This is a genomic window from Parabacteroides sp. MSK.9.14 (assembly GCF_019041495.1).
In the GTDB taxonomy this organism is placed as follows: domain Bacteria; phylum Bacteroidota; class Bacteroidia; order Bacteroidales; family Tannerellaceae; genus Parabacteroides; species Parabacteroides merdae.
The window spans coordinates 1-17791 of the sequence record NZ_JAHPXO010000046.1; the positions used below are offsets into that span (position 1 = coordinate 1).

A 17791-nucleotide genomic window follows, 5' to 3' on the forward strand; every position below is an offset into this window, starting at 1 on the left:
CTTTTTTACTATGCAAGTATTTGTTTGTTTATTTTTGAAACAATCGGATTTTACTCTCTGAGTTATTGGAAAAAGCCGGCATGTCGACCGTTATCGTGGTCACTTGATGGGGGCGTGACGGGATATGAGCATGAGTTTTGCAATGGATATATTTTTGTGATTACTCTTTATCGATTAATCGGATTCCTTCAGGCTCGATATTGATTATCTTTTTTTTGTAAAGAGCCCCGATTGCCTGTTTGAATGCTTTTTTGCTGCAGCGAAATAGGGAATAAATAAGTTCAGGTTCACTTTTGTCATGGACGGCCGCATATCCTCCTTGAGCTTTGAGTGAATCCAGAATAGTCTTGGCAATACCTTCTACCTTTTGATATCCTAAGGGGGTAAGGCTGACATCTATCTTTTCGTCTTTTCTGACTTCTTTGATATACCCTTTTAGATGTTCTCCTTTTTCCAAGCGTTGAAAAACTTCATTGTGATAAACCAATCCCCAATGAGTATTGTTGATGATTACTTTATAGCCTATTTCTGTGTCTTCTGCAACCAACAAATCGACTTCCTGGTTAAAGGAGTAATTGGGGATTACATTGTCTAAATATTTATCGATTCTAGCGGAGGCAACTATACGTCCAGTTACATGATCTACGTGTACATATACCAAATACCATTTTCCTTCTCGCATGGGCATTTTTTGTTCCTTAAATGGAACCAATAAATCTTTCATTAATCCCCATTCTAAAAAAGCACCTGTATTATTAACTGATTTCACTTCCATAAACTGGAATTCTCCTGCTTGAGCAAGTGGGTTGGCTGTCGTTGCAATCAGCCTGCCTTCATTGTCGTGGTAAATAAAAACCTCGACTTCATCTCCAGGTTTTACATTTTTTTGCACATAACGGGCCGGCAAAAGTATCTCCATCCCATCTCCACCATCCAGATAAACTCCAAAGTCCAGATCTTTTATGATCTTTAATGTATTATATTTTCCTATTTCTACCATTTCGCTATTTATTTTGAGGCAAAAGTACGGGAAAATAGCCTAATATCCTATATTTTTTATTTCTCAAGCAGCAATATAACAAAATTTGCATCGTTATAGTTGTAATAGTTTTTATAAGGAGTTTTTAGATGGACGGTTCCTTTGAAAGTTGTATCTTTGCAGTTCTAATTTAGAAATACTTAATAATAGCATGAGGTTGAAATATTATTTATTAGCCATTTTTTGTGTATTGATGTGTGCATGTAAAGCACCAAAAGATGTGATTTATTTTCAGGGTATAGATGATTTAACTCCTGATGAATTGGCAGAGATGAGCCAAGCATATACGATTAAAATAGAGAATGATGATCTTTTGTCAATTAATGTTACGGCTTGGGATCCTGTTGCCGTTACACCTTTTAATCCGCCAGTGTTTGCATATTCATCACAAGGAGAACAGCCATTGATTGCTTCTGAGTCAATGTATACTTATTTAGTAGATGAAGATGGGTGTATAAATTTTCCTATTATAGGAAAGGTTCATGTAGCGGGATTGACTCGTCAAGAAATTTCCAAAAAATTGGAATCAAAGATTTCTAAATATGTGAAAGATCCTTTAGTGAATGTTCAGCTTCTTAATTTTAGAATAGTACTTATGGGAGAATTTTCGCGTCCTGGTTCATATTCGGTAAAAAGAGATAGGGTATCAGTTCTTGACGCTATAGGTATGGCTGGAGATTTGCCTCTTACTGCAAATAGGAAAAATATTTTGGTAATACGGGATAACAATGGATTAAAAGAAACATGTCGTTTGGATATTACCAGCCCAAACATATTCGAATCGCCATATTTTTATTTGAAGCAAAATGATATAGTATATGTAGAACCTATAAAAACAAAGCAACGTGCAAGAACTAGTTCGGATCGTCAGTTTACAATATCTTTATTTTCGACAGTGATCAGCTCCTTGTCTGTGATTGTTGCGATGGTGTTAAGCTTAACAAATAAGTAATATGGAAAATATGCAGAAAGATAGTGAGACTATAAGTCTGAAAAAAATAATAGTAGATTATTTATATCATTGGAAAGTTTTTTTAGTTGCAGCTTGTATTTCATTAGTTTGCGCAATACTATATATGGTGATTTATCCTCAAACTTATGAATTTGTGGCTCGAATAAAGATTCAAGAAGATAAAAATCTTGGTAGTGGTGGAAGCATGGGATTGGGAGAGGCTGCCGGATTAATGAAATCGTTTGGACTGGGAAGTATTTCGGGGGGAGCTGTCAATATAGATGATGAAATTGCTATAATGTCTTCTAATGATTTGTTGAAGAAAGTTATTATCCGTTTGGGATTAAATGTTACATATAAGAAACCATATTCATTGATTTCTTTATATGAAGATTCTCCTTTGTTAATTATTCCGGACTCTTTGACTCAAGAAAATTTGGACTGTTTTGTTTCATTTAAAATAGAGGTAAGTAAAAATGGTGCTGTTTTAATAAAAATGAAAGAAACCGGTAAAGAGTATTCTTTTGCCTCTTTACCTGCTCAGCTTCGAGTGCCAGAAGGTGTATTTGATATATTATATGGAACAGAAGGAGATGTGACGAAGAAAATAGAAAAGCCTTTTTCTTTGAACATATCTGTATCTCCGGCAGGTTGGATGGCAGAAGATTTGGCAGAGGCAATAACTGTTGAAGAGTTTTCAAAAAATGCCAATACATTGGAACTATTGTATTCGGACTATTCAAGAAAACGGGGCAAGGATCTGTTGAATACTTTGATGGATGAGTATAATAATAGTTCTGAGTCTGTAAAAAAAGAAGAAGGACATAAAGCTATGACTTTTTTAGATGTTCGTATCAATGGTGTTTTACAAGAGCTTAATGGTATTGAGCGCACTATTGAAACTTATAAAATTAAGAATAAATTGACAGATATAGAATATGATGTTCAATTTTATGCTGATGCAGTGAAAAATATCCGAGAAAAAATTATTGAATATGAGGCGCAAAATCATATCATTAATTTGTTAGATACTTATGTGAAGGATCCTAAAAATAAGTATAGTGTAATTCCTGCCATGTTGTCTGCTGATGGCGAAAAAGGTGGAGCTATATCTGCTTATAATGAGGCTTTAATGGAAAGAGACAAAATAACTAAATCAACAAACTCAGTGAATCCTTTGTCTGAAATAGCTGATTCTCAGATAGACAAATTGAGAGATGGGGTTGTTTTGGCTATTGATAATGCACGAAAAAGCTCTCAGTTTGTATTGAATGATCTTAAGTCTCAAGAAAAAGCAATTATGAGTAAAATGGACTATGTTCCTACATACGAAAGAGAGTATCTTGATTATAAAAGACAGCAGGAAATTCTTCAAGGAGTGTATTTAATACTTTTACAGAAGAGAGAAGAAGTTGCTTTGTCTTTAGGTCAAGAGCGTGATAAGGGATTTATTGTAGATGCTGCAGTTGCTAAATATCGTCCTGTAGCTCCAAGAAAACTTTTTGCAGTTTTAGGATTTCTGATTTTAACAATTGTAATTCCAATGGGATATTTGTTCGCAAAACAGCAATTACGAGATTTGATAGATATTTATAAAAGAAAGTGAGAATTATATGCAAGTTATTATATTAGCCGCAGGGATGGGGAAGCGTTTGGGGGAACTTACTCAGAATAATACGAAATGTATGATTCGGGTAAATGGTGTGACCTTAATTGAACGTGTTTTGGATCAATTCTCTAAATTGAAGTTGAATAAGGTTATTATGGTAATCGGCTATAAGGGAGAGGAACTTCGTAGTTTTATTGGTGATTCATATAAGGGGCTACCGATTGAATACATTACAAATCCGATTTATGATAAAACAAATAATATCTATTCATTGTCTTTAGCAAAAGAACAGTTGCAGCAGGATGATACTTTACTTATAGAATCTGATCTTATTTTTGAAGACAAGGTGTTGGATAAAATTTTATCAGATCCATTTCCTAATATTGCATTAGTAGCCAAGTATGAAAGTTGGATGGATGGTACAGTTGTGATGTTGGATAATGACAATAACATTCTAAACTTTGTTGTAAAAAAAGCATTCAATTTTGATCATAAAGAATTTTATTATAAGACAGTCAATATCTATAAATTCAGTAAAGAGTTTTCAAGAACTCATTATGTTCCATTTTTGGATGCATATATAAATGCATTGGGTAATAACGAATATTACGAGCAGGTCTTGCGTGTAATTGCATTGTTGGATAAGCCAGATTTAAAGGCGTTGCCACTTCACGGTGAAAAGTGGTATGAAATTGACGATATTCAAGACTTAAGTAACGCTGAAACTATTTTTGCGGAAAAGGAGAATCAGTTGGTTTGCTATCAAAAAAGATATGGTGGTTATTGGAGATTCCCTTCTTTGTTGGATTTTTGTTATTTGGTTAATCCTTTCTTTCCTTCTTTGAAGATGAAGAAAGAGATGCGGGCTAATTTTGATATTTTATTAAGTGAGTACCCTTCTGGGCTGAATGTAAACTCTCTATTAATTGCGAAATATTTCGGATTGGCACAACAATATGTTTGTCCGGGAAATGGTGCTGCCGAATTGATTAAGTATTTAGTGGATGAATTAACAGGTTGCTTGGGTGTTGTTTATCCGACTTTTGAGGAGTATCCTAATCGTATGCAGGAAGATAAGGTGATTGCTTATGTCCCACAGAATAAAGATTTTTCTTATACAGCTGATGATTTGATGGCATTTTTTGCAGTTCGTGAGGTTGCTGCTATTTTATTGATTAATCCGGATAATCCTTCTGGAAATTATATTTCAAAAGTTGATGTAGTTCATTTAGCTAAATGGTGTAAGGATAAGAAGGTAACATTGGTTGTCGATGAATCGTTTGTCGATTTTTCTGAACAATCAGTGGATAATACTTTGTTGACTAATGAAATACTTGAAGAAAACCCTAATTTGGTGGTTGTGAAGAGTATATCCAAATCTTACGGAGTACCAGGGTTACGGTTAGGAGTTTTAGCTTCATCAAATTTGCTTTTGATCGATCGTGTACGCAAAAATGTTCCGATATGGAATATTAATTCATTTGCAGAGTTTTATATGCAGATATTTAATAAATATGAACAGGATTATAAACAGGCGTGTCGTTTGTTTATCCGTGAGCGAGATCGTTTTTATGTGGATTTACAGCAGATAGGTTATCTACGCATCATACCTTCACAAGCAAACTATTTTTTGTGTGAGGTTATTAGTAAATATTCTTCTAAAGAATTGACTGAATTACTTTTGAATGAATATAATATTTTAATAAAAGACTGTGGAACGAAGAAGGCCTTCCGAAATGGCGAATATATACGAATAGCAGTACGTTCAACTTTAGACAACCAACGTTTAATAGATGCATTAAAAGAATTATAATTGTTAAAAAAGATGGCAATGAAAATAATAGACTTTGAAACGATACGAAATCTTTCCATATCTCCGGCTGATTGTGTAAAGTGGGTAGAAACAGCATTAAGAATGAAATATGATAGTTGTTTACCTCATAAAATTAGTATGACAATAGAACCGGATGTCTTTTTTAATACGATGCCATCTTATTTGCCTTCTTGTGGACGTTTTGGGGTTAAGGTCGTTTCTCGTTTTCCGAAACGTGAGCCTGCATTGGTTAGTGATATTTTGTTGTATGATGCGACAAATGGTGATTTTTTGGCGCTGATGGATGGAAGTTGGATTACTGCGATGCGTACTGGTGCTGTTGCGGCATTGTCCATACAGTATTTGAGGACTTCTTCAGCTCGGGAATATGCATTTATGGGACTAGGCAACACAGCTCGGGCTACACTGTTGTGCTTGATGGCTGTGTTAGAGGGGCCGTTGAACATTCGTCTTTTGTCTTATAAAGGGCAAGAGCTGGAGTTCACGAAGCGCTTTAAAGAATATTCTCGATTAAATTTTTCTATTTTTGAAAATGTGGAAGATTTGATTACAGGTGCAGATGTGGTTGTATCTTGCGTAACTGTTGCACATGGTCAGTTTGCATCGGATACATGTTTTAAGCCGGGAGTATTGGTCGTACCGGTTCATACGCGTGGATTTCAGAATTGCGATTTATTCTTCGATCAGGTTTTTGCTGATGATGTCGCTCATGTAGAAGGATTTAAATATTTTAATCAGTTTAAACAGTTTGATGAGTTCGCCCGTATATTGTTAAAGCAGAATCCGGGTAGAACTTCAGATCAGGAGCGTATTTTGGCTTATAATATAGGTATTGCTTTGCATGATATTTATTTTGCTTCTCAAGTATACGACAAGGTCAAAGATTCATTACCAGATATTTCTTCGGATAAGTTAAGCGAGAAGTTTTGGGTATGAATTAGTTATGAATAGCAATGAAGTTTGGTCAAGATAATAAATACAAAGTAATTGTTCATAATACAACGTATTTGTCTGTACTTGAGATATTAAAAATGGTAATGCCTTTTGTAGCATTACCTTATTTGATATCTACAGTTGGTGCGGATAAGTACGGTTTGGTCGTTTTTGCACAGGCTATTATCTCTTATTTTATTATATTTATCAACTTTGGTCTGGATGTTTCGGCTGTAAAGAATGTTTCTATAAATCGTTCTGATAACGAGAAGCTATCGGAAGTTGTATCTTCAGTTTTGATTATTAAAGCTTTTCTTTTTATACTTTCTTTTTTAGCATTAGGAGTTTTATTATTATGTGTGAAGCAATTTAGAGATAATTATGTTTTATTTTTATTGTCTTTTTTATCTTGCCTTTCAGAAATTTTGTTTCCTGTTTGGTTTTATCAAGGGGTAGAAAAGATGAAATATATTACTTTGATTCGTTTTACTTCTATTTTCTTTTATACTGTTACAGTCTTTATTTTCATTAAAAATGAAAGTGATTATTTACTGATACCATTACTTCAGTCTTTAGGGTGGCTTTTATCAGGGGTTATTTCCTTTTTTATGCTAATTCGGGTAGAAAAGATATCCTTATTTGTGCCAACTATAGAATCGATTAGGCGGTATTTTAAAGAGAGCGTTCCGTTTTTTGTTTCTCGTGTATCAGTTGTGATTAATGCAAGTATGGCAAAGACGATTTGTGGAATTTTCTTTTCAATGCATGAAGTTGCAGTTTTTGATTTGGCCCAAAAAATTGCAATGACGGCACTTGTCCCTTTACAAATGTTGAATCAAGCTTTGTTTCCTCATATTGCAAAAACACTTGATCGGAAATTTGTCAATAAGTGTTTTCGATTGATTTTATTAGCTACAGGCTGTATCATTGTAATTGTATATATTCTTGCTCCATTTGCTGTTTTTGTTTTATCGGATGGTAAGTTGCCTGAATCTGTTGATATATTACATGTTTTTAGTTTGTTCATTTTTAGTGGAGGCATTACTTCTTTCACAGGGTCGCCAGTGCTGGTTTCTTTTGGTTATTCCAAGCCTTTTAATCGAAGTGTAGTTCTTTCGACTTTCGTCTTAATTGTAATTTATATGGTACTATATTTTACAAATTCATTCTCGATTATTAATTTTGCACTAGCCTTAGGTTTTGCAGAATTTGTAATAGCTATTTATAGGCTATATTATTGTAACCGTTATAAATTAATTATGCTTTATGGACGGGTTTAATCGTTTTAATCCAGAAGGTTCAGTGCTGAGACTTCATCAGATGAAGATGCTTCGCATTTTAGAGTTCGTAGATAGAGTTTGTAGGAAACATGGTATACGCTATTGGCTTAGTTCGGGAACATTGTTAGGTGCTGTTCGTCATGGAGGCTTTATACCTTGGGATGATGATTTGGACATAGAGATGTTATATCGGGACTATAAAAGATTGATGGAAGTCTTGCCTTTTGAATTGCCCTCTAATTTGGTGCTTCAAACAATGCACACTGATAGTAACTATGTTGCCCCTTATGCAAAATTAAGGGAAACGGATTCCTATATATCAGAAGTGAATAATATTGGTAGAAATTACAAATATAATGGGGTTTATATTGATATTTTTTATATAGAGCCTGTTAATTATCGGATGGCATGGATTGCATCTAAATTTCATGGATATATTTATAGACTTTCTTATTTAAAAAATGACCGATTAGGGATAAAAAAAGGAGTAATGAGGTGTTTGTTGTTCTTTTTGACTTATATACTTTATCCCTGCATTCGAATGATTGTTAAATTATCTCATACAAAAGAGTACCGATTGGGATTAGGATCAGGTTTTTTGGGCGTAAGGTTGTTGGACAATATTTTTCCACTAAGTGAGGTGTCTTTTGAGGGAAAAATTTTTCCAGCTCCTGCTAATACTGATGGCTATTTGTCCTATTTATATGGAGATTATATGGTATTGCCAGATTTGAGTAAAATAACTTATCATGTAAATAATGTGGATATAAAAGAATAATATAATCGAAAATGAAAAAAGTGATGCTTATTTTTGGAACTCGCCCGGAAGCAATTAAAATGTGTCCATTGGTAAAAGAGTTTCAAAAAGATACGATAAATTTTAAGACTGTTGTTTGTGTTACTGCCCAGCATCGGGAAATGTTGGATCAAGTTTTACATGTTTTTGATGTCAAACCTGAGTATGACTTGAATATAATGAAGCAAGGGCAGGATTTATATGACATAACTTCTCGTGTTTTGTTAGGCTTACGTGATGTGTTAAAAAAAGAATTGCCGGATATCGTATTAGTACATGGGGATACAACAACCTCTTCTGCAGCAGCATTAGCAGCTTTCTATCAGCAGATACCTGTAGGACATGTAGAAGCAGGGTTGAGAACTCATAATATTTATAGTCCTTGGCCTGAAGAAATGAATCGGCAGATAACAAGCCGTATTGCCGTTTTTCATTTCGCACCAACTGAATTGAGCCGGAGAAATTTACAAAGAGAAGGTGTTGCAGACGGTAATATCTATGTTGTTGGAAATACTGTTATTGATGCCTTGCATTTAGTGTTAGAGCAAATCGGGGTAAGAAAAGATATAGAGAAAAATATTCAATTTGTATTAGAGCGCGTAGGTATTCCTCTTTCTTTATTATCTTTGTGGAAGAGTGGAGAGCGGAAAATGGTTTTAATTACAGGACATCGGAGAGAAAATTTCGGTGAAGGATTTATCCATATTTGTAAGGCGATAAAGACTTTGGCTGAGAAATATTCTATGGTAGATTTTGTGTATCCTATGCATTTGAATCCGAATGTACGGAAGCCGATTGCTGAAATATTGGGTGAAAGCCATAAAGAAACCCTAACAAATGTATTTCTTATAGAACCATTGGATTATCTTCCTTTTGTTTATTTGATGAATCACTCTACAATCGTTTTGACTGATAGTGGTGGAATACAGGAAGAGGCTCCGGGATTAGGAAAGCCTGTGCTGGTTATGCGGGATACGACTGAACGTCCTGAAGCATTGGAGGCTGGGACTGTCAAATTGGTAGGAACAGGTTATAATTCAATTATAGATAATGTTTCTGATTTACTGGAAAATAAAGATTTGTATCGACAAATGTCAAAGGCTCAAAATCCGTATGGAGATGGAAAAACCAGTCAGTCTATTGTGAATATTTTATTGTAAATCGTTTTTATGAAAAGAAAAATATTAGTTATTCATAATGGATATCCTTTGCGTGGTGATGGAGGTGATAAAGTCAGAACATTAAATATGCTTCAATCCTTGGATTCTATTGGATTTGATGTTTGTTTGTTGGCTTTTTTCAAGAAAGATTTTTCTTTGTTGGCTTTAAATAAAAAAAGTATGCCTTCGAATATAAAATCATATTTTATATTTACATTACCAGATCGCTGGGGATTAGGAGGGATAGCGGCATTGTTTCGGGCTGTAATAACTTGGATTATTGTAAAGTGTAACCATATAGAGTTAATTCAATTAGAGACATCGCTTTCGGCTTCATGTGTCAGATATTTGAAGAAAAATATTTTGGTTGTGACTGATTTTCATGCAGATCCTGTACCTGAGTTACAAATGAATGGAAGGACGAAATCATCAATAAATCGTGCTGAAAAAGATGTTTGTTATGCATTGTCTCGTTCACAACGAATAATAGCCGTGTCGAATAATTTGGCAAATAATCTAAAGAAATATTACTCTTATGATTGTCCATTTTCTATTTTACCTTGTAGTTTTAATAGTGAAAAGTTTCATATAGATCCGGCTCAGATGATCGCTTTGCGTGAGAAAATGCATTTGAAAGAGCGTATTGTCTTATGTTATTTAGGAGGGTTGCAGAAGTGGCAATGTGTGGAAGAAACATTAGATATTTTTTTACGTTTAAAAAAGAAAGATGATAGATACTTTTTATGTATATATACAAATGATGATTTGACTCCTTTCGCAAAAAAAATAGAATTGTTGGGGAATGACTGTCTTTGTATGAGTTTGAGATATGAACAGGTTCCCTTATATTTGTCCATTATTGATGCTGGTTTTGTCTTGAGACATAATAGTTTGGTGAATATAAATGCTTCTCCGACTAAAATTGCAGAGTATATGGCTGTAGGAGCAATGGTTATTGCAACGAAATATTCGGGAGATGCCAAAGTCCTTGTTGAAGATAGTGGTTACGGCATGATTTTGGATGAGATAGAAAATATTTCATCAGAAATGATAGATGAGTTGAATTTAAAGATTCATTCTTATAAAGAAAATAAGGAAAATGCCTCTGCAACAATAAAAAATTATATATTTAAAAGTAGGCTTTGGCATGCAAATGAAATAAAATTGAAGAGTTTGTATTCAAATATATAATTCGGTTTATAATGGGTTATTTGGAAAAAATAAAATATATTCTTAGAGGTAGTCGATATTATCGTAAATATTTTCAGACAACAGTTAATAGCCTACGGTATTATTTTAGAAATTTACACTATTATTGGCAGTTGTATTCTTTTAAAAAAGATCGTGAAGTATCGGGTAATACTCTTTATTTTATTATAGATCCAAATATCAAACATCCAGGATTAGTCGATCGTTTTAAGGCAATTGTTGGATTGTTTTATGTGGCTAAAATAAACGGGTTTGATTTTAAAGTGATTTTTAATCATCCATTTAAATTGGAAGAATATTTGTCTGTGAATAAGTATAATTGGATAGCTAATCAGTCCGAATTAAGTTATAGCTTGCAGAATGTTCGGCTTATACCGTATAATGGTAGTGGAAAAATACCTAGACTGAGTAAAACTATTAAGCAGTATCATGTTTATTGTTATATAGGATATGATATTATATCTTCAAATCATGTCTTAGATGCTGAATCTGTATGGAGAAATTTATTTTTGGAATTATTCAAGCCTTCTCAAGCATTGAATGAATGTTTGAATTGTTGCAGTTTAGATAGTTCTGGTTATGTCGCTGTTCATTTACGATTTGTAAATGCTTTAGAAAATTTCGAGAAAGATCAGTTTAATAGCCTAACAGAAGATAAGCGAGAGAATTTAATACAACGTTGCCTAAAAGGCATTAGGCTGATTATAGACCAAAATAAAAATAAGCAGATTGTGGTCTTTTCGGATAGTAAAGTCTTTCTTGAACGTGTGAAAGTCTTACCTGTAATAGTATTAGATGGAAAAGTCGGGCATATATCCTTTACTGAAAACACTCATGAAGTCGCAATGAAAACATTTGTAGATTTTTATGCGATTTCAAAAGCATGTCGTGTAATTAGGATATTAGCACCTGAAATGTATAATACTGTCTTTTCTTATTATGCAGCAGTATTAGGGGGGATCATTCCTGAAGAATTACACGTTTAGTAAATTATTATATACATTAAAAGTTTGCTGGGCTATGTGATCCCAATTATATGCTTTTAAGTCATAATATACAGGATAATTGTTTTGATATATCTTATATGTTAGCTGTTGCTTTAAACTGTTCATGTGATTTACTTTGAAATAGTGCTCTTTTGATAATCCCACTGCCAAATTAGCAGGAATATCGCTAACTAAAGTATCGATATTGTAGCTCATAGCTTCTAACAATGTGATAGGTAAACCTTCATGGGAAGAGGGTAAAACGAATAATCCTGCATGTGAATAAAGCTCTTTCAATGATTCACCTTTTACCATTCCAGTCAATATAACTTGCTTTTTTCGAGCTAATTCTTTTAGATAAGTTGAATAAGATGTTTTATGGTCAGAATCTCCTGCGATAACTAAGTGATAATCCTGTAAGTTTAGATCGGAGAAGGCCATAATTAATTTGTCAAATTCTTTTTCTTTTACAAATCGGCCAACAGCTAAAATATATTTTCTGTGACTAAGTCCTAATGATTTGATATATTGATCGGTTTGAGTTGGCTGATGAATGTCAACACCGTTATAGATTAATATTGCGTTGTTTCTATTATATTTCGTTTTTAGTATATTGTCAATAACTGTGGAGATGACAATTATTTCGTCTGCCCATTTAGCGGCGAAGAATTCACCGGTTTTTAAAATGAATTTTGCAAAAAAATTCCAATTTTTACGATCATAATCTGGACCGTGATGGGTGACAACCACTTTCAATCCGAGTAGTTTTGCAAATGGAATGGCAATTGATGGTCCAATGGCATGTATATGGATTATATCTGCTTTTTGTTTATAGGCATACCAAACCCCACATATAGTGTGGATAGCACTTTCAAATCCTTTTATTTTGGGAGCTGGGAGATCTTTGAAAAAAACACCTTGATAACTTGTTAATGGAGGATTTTCCTTTACAAAGCAGGATCTTCTTACAACTGTTACATTTACTCCAAGCTTGCTGAGGCGTGGGTATAATTTTTCACAATGAGTCTCTACGCCGCCTTGTATATTGGGAAAACCTCTTAATCCTGTTACTATGATTTTCATTTTGAAGCTTTTAATATTGATTGATAAATAGAGATAAGATAGTTGAAGTGTTTGTCTGCTGAGAAATGTTGTTGTGCAAATTTATTGCAAGCTATAGACATTTCATAAAGCTTTTCTTCAGGTATTGCTATCGCTTTTCGAATAGTTTTTGTTAAATCGGCTGGGCTTCCCATTGTAAATGTGAATCCTGTTTTTTCGTCTTGTATAAGTTCAGGAATACCTCCGATATTACTGCCTATTACAGGAGTTCCCAAGGAGAGCGATTCAATAATGCTCAATGGATTGTTCTCATACCATTCAGAAGGAACGATTGTAAAAAGTGCATTTTTAACGTATTCCTTTAATTCTTGACCTTCCTTAAAACCTAAAAAAGAAACGTTTTTGGGATAGTTGTTTCCTATTTCTTTTGAAAGTGGGCCTCTGCCGATAATTTTTAAATCAATTTCGGGTATATCTCGTATTGCTTCTAATAAACTATTGATCCCCTTTTCATTAGATAATCTACCGAAATAAAGTAAGTATCTATGATTTATTTTTTTATTGATTCTTGTAGGTATATCTGGGGTAAAGTTATATAGTTGGACTGCTTTTGATGCATATCCAGGATTGAATTCGATATGTTTTTTTTGGGCGAACTTGCTGACGAAAATGAATTTGTCAATATAATTAAGTGGCTCGTAAAAGCAAGATCTGAAGCTGTTCTCCAATGAAAGTAACATACTATTTGTTAAATTTCCGTTGGAGCACCTGTTTAGTGTGCAGTGGATAAAATGTCGATCTTTGCATAATTCACAAATTTTCCCTTTTCCGTTTGTTAATGTATAAGCAGGACAAATAAGCCGATAATCGTGAACAGTCATAACAGTTGGTATTCTATATTTCTGTAAAACAGGTAATATAGAAACAGATAGGCTATTGAATAGTAAATGAATATGAGCGATATCCGGTTTCTTATCCAAAATTAGTCGTTCTAATTGTTTGGCTGCCTGTCGATTGTAAATGAATGAAGGTATGTTTGTTATTTTAGTCCAAATGTTGGATTCTGATAATTCAGGATAATCCACAAAATAAGATTCATATTCTGAAAATTTGTTTTTTTTGTTTTTTAGGGCAAAAGGTATTACTTGATGTCCTCTGTTTTCCAAGGTTGAGATTGTGTTGAAAAAAACAGTCTCAGCCCCTCCTTTTTGATAAAAATATTTATTGAGCTGTAGTATTTTCATGATTTTGAATTTGCAATTTTATTTTTCATTTCACTAAGCATTAAACCAATCATCATCATCATGAATAATCCTCTATGAGTTGTTATAGTTGAATCTGATGTCCCTTCTATTCCGAAAAAACAAATCAGTAATAATACGATGATCATTAATTTAGCTTGTTTTGTGTGTTGGAAGAATATAAGAGCTTTTTTGAATACATATATCCAGAATGTAATATAAAGCATGATTCCTACAAATCCGAATTGTGCCAATGAAGGATAATAAGTATCAGCGATGAAACTATAAAAACTTTTGCTAATCCCCCAGACATTCTCAATTCCGTATTGATTATATATGTGGGAGTAGTACAATCCTGAGGCATAGGTAGCAAAACTTCCGAATCCGCATCCGAAAGGGAAGTAGTCGATTAATATTTGGATAGAGGTTGTATAGAGTACAAAACGTGCAATTGTATCTGTTTCTGCTTCTCCTGTAATTCCTTCTATAAAGTAGAAAGAAACTTTCTTCCATGAGACGACTAATATAAGTATTAAAGTAATAATGAGAAGAATAATAGTTTTTATATTTAATTTGAAATGGTTTATGTTGGAAAAATAGATAATAACCATTACAGATAATGTGAAGAATCCATAGAATTTGGAGCGTCCGGATATAAGACCTATGGAAAGCATTATAATAAAAAGAATCCTATCTTTCATTGAAAAATCTCCTGTATAGAGAAAGCAAAGAGATGTCGCTATGACTCCTGCCGCAAAATAAGTCGCGTGAGCCATTACATTTGATAGAGTATGAGGTTTGAATATTTCTATACAAGCCAGTATTAGTAGAATCAACCAAAAAAATACACAAATTATTCTTAGTATTTTCTTTTGATTTGTTGAAAAATGAGGCCTAAGAGAATATACACAAAATAAGGCTAAATATGGCTTAAATTGAATAATAAAATCTGTGATAATAGCAGCTTTTGTGTTGCTATTGATGCACAGAGAATAACATAAATAAAACAGGAATACACCAATGGTTGTTAAAAAAGCTTTATTTATTAACCACTCCTGTGATTTGAAAAGTGAATATCCGAATAATATAAATAATAAAGTTGCGCATATTTCATCGATAAAGTCAAATCCGATAGTTCCATATAGAAGTAAACCGAATATGAGTGTAAAGACAAATAGTGAGAAAAACTGTTTATTGATGAAATCTTGAATCATATAGTGTTAATTGTTTTTTGTGTAACGGTATGCATTTGACTTTATTGTATCCAAAGATAATCTCTTTGTTTATATTTAGGAAATAAATGCGGGTGAATTTGTATTTGTAGATATTAGGGGAGGTCTTTACATCTTTTCCAATTGATTGATTTTCACGTTCTCGCTCAATGAGGAATTGGGGGAAACCTCGCTCTGTGAATATGGAATAATTTGGATTTTGGGATATTCAGCCTTGTCTGTCGGTTTGTAGGCTCCGAAGAATGTAATGTAGATTTTTTTTTCTTTGGTGTCAATGGCATATATACAAAAGCTGTTGCTGCTGAGACTATCGACTTCGCGTATGACGCGATTATAGATAATTCCTACTTCGCTGGGGGCTTGATTGGTACAGAGAAGCATTTTTTGAGGGGGAATGCTTTTATTTTCATTTTCAAGATCATGTATATCAAAGTTTGTTGTAAAATGGTCATGTCCTCCTAAATAACAGATGAATTCTCCCTTACTGTCATGGAAGTTGAAATTGACAGAAATATTTTTATTATCCCTTAATTTATTGAGATATGTTTTTGATATGCTGGAGCGAGATCGGTAAGCCTCTATTATCTCAGGGATCATGAACCAAGGGTGGACAAAATCACCATCGCATAGATAAGTATTAGCTTTTGATGAATAGGCTTGGAATGGGTAGTGGTTCAAGATGATTATACTATGTTGGTCAGTTATTCCCTTTTTTAGTGCAATATTACCTAACCAATTGATTTGTTCTTGTGAATAGTAGGCATAAATGCGTGTATTATATTCAGTGCCTGGTTGATCTAACATGTCTAATGAGATGATTCGAATAGTACCTCCTTGAGGATTGGGTATATCTGCATAGAAATAATTTTGATTTGTTTGAGTTTGCTTAGGAAATAGAATGGAGTGAATTTTTTCTTTACTGATGTAATTTTTTGAGACTTTTTCTATCATATTGCAGTCGTGATTGCCTGTGCATATAAAAGACGGGATATGATTCCCTTCGTAGAAATGTTTTGTAAATGATTCCATGAAAAGAATAGCATCTTTTCGACTGGAATTGGAAATAAAGTCTCCTGTTGCTATCAAAGCATTGATTTTGAGTTTGGATTGATTGGCGAAGGTTACGGATTGTTTTAGATTTATGGGGTTTGTATAATTGTTATTAGTAGATATTGCGGATATATGTGGATCTGATGTATGAACAATCTTGAAACGTTCATATATCTTGTCGGTATCTGTTTTGTTGTACATGATCGAATCTAGGCGTTGGGTTGCTTCACTATTGTTGATTGTATATAAGTAATCATGTATGTCACTGCGTAAGGTAGATACTGTAAGATTGTCTTCTGTGTCTCTGCATGCAACAGCAAAAGGTAAGACAATTATAACATATATTAAATACAATGTTTTCTTTTCCATATAATGATTATGTTAGGTGACTTTTGGTAATTTATGAATCAATGTGTTAATACTATTTGCTAAAGATAGGGAAAAAATTGAATCTTTTTACAGATATAGAGGAAAAAGAATATGATGGAAAATAGAAAGGGACAGTGTTCTGTCTTCCCTGTTTTCGGCTGATTAAGACTGGAATCACCTAATTCCTGTGCAGTTGCTCCTATCCATTGTACTGTCTTACCAATATCCGCCGTCGGAATTCTTTTTATTTGGGGTGGGTTGCCGAAACGCGCCGAGCCAGGTTTTCGACTTGTGTCGTTTTGCCCGTATCCTGGCGAATTGTCGCTTCAAGGAGTTTTGATAGACAGACAAGATGGTGGCGGCGCGGGCTTCGATTTATATAGCGGGGAAGAACCTTGGGGTGCATTCACTGGGTTCACAGGAAACAACTGGCTTATAGTTGTTTGAGATGATGTGAAGGTGAAATGGTGACTTATCCATTGAAATAAAGATGCTCGATCAGGATTTTGGTGCCGATGCCGATCAGGATCAATCCGCCGATCAGGTCCAGTTTGAGGTCTATCTTGCGGCTGAAGTGGTTGCCGAAGTAGACACCAAAAGCGGAGAATAGGAAGGTGACGATCCCTATCGTCAAGGCTTCCAGTGCAATGGCTGATTCGATGCAGGCCAACGATATGCCGACAGCCAGCGCATCGATGCTTGTTGCAATGCCTAATCCGCACAGTGTCTTGTAGCATAGCGGGTTCGTTCTGCAATCCTCTTCCTTTTCCTGGGTACTCTCGTATATCATTTTGCCTCCGAGGTAAAGCAACAGCAGGAAAGCGATCCAGTGATCGAATGCCGTGATGTATTTCTTGAAGCTCATCCCCGCCAGATAGCCCGCTATGGTCATCCCTGCTTGAAAAATCCCCATCACGCAGCCGATCTTCAGCATGTGGTGATGTCTGTAGTTTTGTATGAGAGCCCCGCCGGTGACAGAAACTGCGAGACTGTCCATTGACAATCCCACAGCCAGTAACACTATTTCTAAAAATGACAT

General features: G+C 34.2%; 15 protein-coding genes. 9 read left to right on the top strand and 6 right to left on the bottom strand.

Annotation, left to right across the window (positions count from 1 at the left end; genetic code table 11):
• Positions 1–160: 160 nt before the first annotated feature.
• Complete coding sequence (locus tag KTG12_RS18725; RefSeq protein ID WP_022321298.1) at positions 161–1000, bottom strand: S1 RNA-binding domain-containing protein; 840 nt, start codon at positions 998–1000, stop codon at positions 161–163.
• A gap of 190 nt (positions 1001–1190) precedes the next feature.
• On the opposite strand from KTG12_RS18725, the gene KTG12_RS18730 reads away from it, so the two are divergent.
• The 9 genes from KTG12_RS18730 to KTG12_RS21920 are packed head-to-tail and all read left to right on the top strand — an operon-like array spanning position 1191 to position 11798.
• Positions 1191–1991, top strand: coding sequence for a polysaccharide biosynthesis/export family protein (locus KTG12_RS18730; protein ID WP_022321299.1), 801 nt, complete (start codon positions 1191–1193; stop codon positions 1989–1991).
• A gap of 1 nt (position 1992) precedes the next feature.
• Entirely contained in the window at positions 1993–3597 is a 1605-nt protein-coding gene (locus KTG12_RS18735) for a Wzz/FepE/Etk N-terminal domain-containing protein (RefSeq protein WP_022321300.1), read from the top strand.
• A 7-nt stretch (positions 3598–3604) separates the two neighbouring features.
• Entirely contained in the window at positions 3605–5413 is a 1809-nt protein-coding gene (locus KTG12_RS18740) for an aminotransferase class I/II-fold pyridoxal phosphate-dependent enzyme (protein WP_022321301.1), read from the top strand.
• Positions 5414–5431: 18 nt separating this feature from the next.
• Entirely contained in the window at positions 5432–6370 is a 939-nt protein-coding gene (locus KTG12_RS18745) for an ornithine cyclodeaminase/mu-crystallin family protein (RefSeq protein ID WP_022321302.1), read from the top strand.
• 17 nt (positions 6371–6387) lie between these two features.
• Entirely contained in the window at positions 6388–7647 is a 1260-nt protein-coding gene (locus tag KTG12_RS18750; RefSeq protein WP_005636578.1) for an oligosaccharide flippase family protein, read from the top strand.
• On the top strand, positions 7634–8425 hold the full coding sequence (locus tag KTG12_RS18755; RefSeq protein WP_005636576.1) for a phosphorylcholine transferase LicD: 792 nt from the start codon (positions 7634–7636) through the stop codon (positions 8423–8425). The genes KTG12_RS18750 and KTG12_RS18755 overlap by 14 nt, the downstream gene beginning before the upstream one ends.
• Positions 8426–8436: 11 nt before the next feature.
• Positions 8437–9603, top strand: coding sequence for a non-hydrolyzing UDP-N-acetylglucosamine 2-epimerase (wecB, locus tag KTG12_RS18760; RefSeq protein ID WP_005636575.1), 1167 nt, complete (start codon positions 8437–8439; stop codon positions 9601–9603).
• Between the two features lie 9 nt (positions 9604–9612).
• Complete coding sequence (locus KTG12_RS18765; protein ID WP_022321304.1) at positions 9613–10794, top strand: glycosyltransferase; 1182 nt, start codon at positions 9613–9615, stop codon at positions 10792–10794.
• An 11-nt stretch (positions 10795–10805) separates the two neighbouring features.
• On the top strand, positions 10806–11798 hold the full coding sequence (locus KTG12_RS21920; protein WP_227225833.1) for a hypothetical protein: 993 nt from the start codon (positions 10806–10808) through the stop codon (positions 11796–11798).
• Here the strand turns inward: KTG12_RS21920 and KTG12_RS18775 are convergent.
• From KTG12_RS18775 to KTG12_RS18795, 5 genes are all read right to left on the bottom strand, one after another.
• Positions 11787–12881 (bottom strand): glycosyltransferase family 4 protein, encoded by a 1095-nt coding sequence (locus KTG12_RS18775; RefSeq protein WP_122115927.1) that lies wholly within the window; start codon positions 12879–12881, stop codon positions 11787–11789. The two genes, KTG12_RS21920 and KTG12_RS18775, sit on opposite strands and share 12 nt — an antisense overlap.
• Positions 12878–14104, bottom strand: a complete 1227-nt coding sequence (locus tag KTG12_RS18780; RefSeq protein WP_022321307.1) for a glycosyltransferase — start codon at positions 14102–14104, stop codon at positions 12878–12880. Before KTG12_RS18780 ends, KTG12_RS18775 begins: the two co-directional genes overlap by 4 nt.
• On the bottom strand, positions 14101–15315 hold the full coding sequence (locus tag KTG12_RS18785) for a hypothetical protein (RefSeq protein ID WP_005640010.1): 1215 nt from the start codon (positions 15313–15315) through the stop codon (positions 14101–14103). The genes KTG12_RS18780 and KTG12_RS18785 overlap by 4 nt, the downstream gene beginning before the upstream one ends.
• A gap of 126 nt (positions 15316–15441) precedes the next feature.
• Positions 15442–16752: a metallophosphoesterase gene (locus tag KTG12_RS18790; RefSeq protein ID WP_149935951.1), complete on the bottom strand. Its 1311-nt coding sequence runs from the start codon at positions 16750–16752 to the stop codon at positions 15442–15444.
• 472 nt (positions 16753–17224) lie between these two features.
• Complete coding sequence (locus tag KTG12_RS18795) at positions 17225–17791, bottom strand: manganese efflux pump MntP family protein (protein ID WP_005640015.1); 567 nt, start codon at positions 17789–17791, stop codon at positions 17225–17227.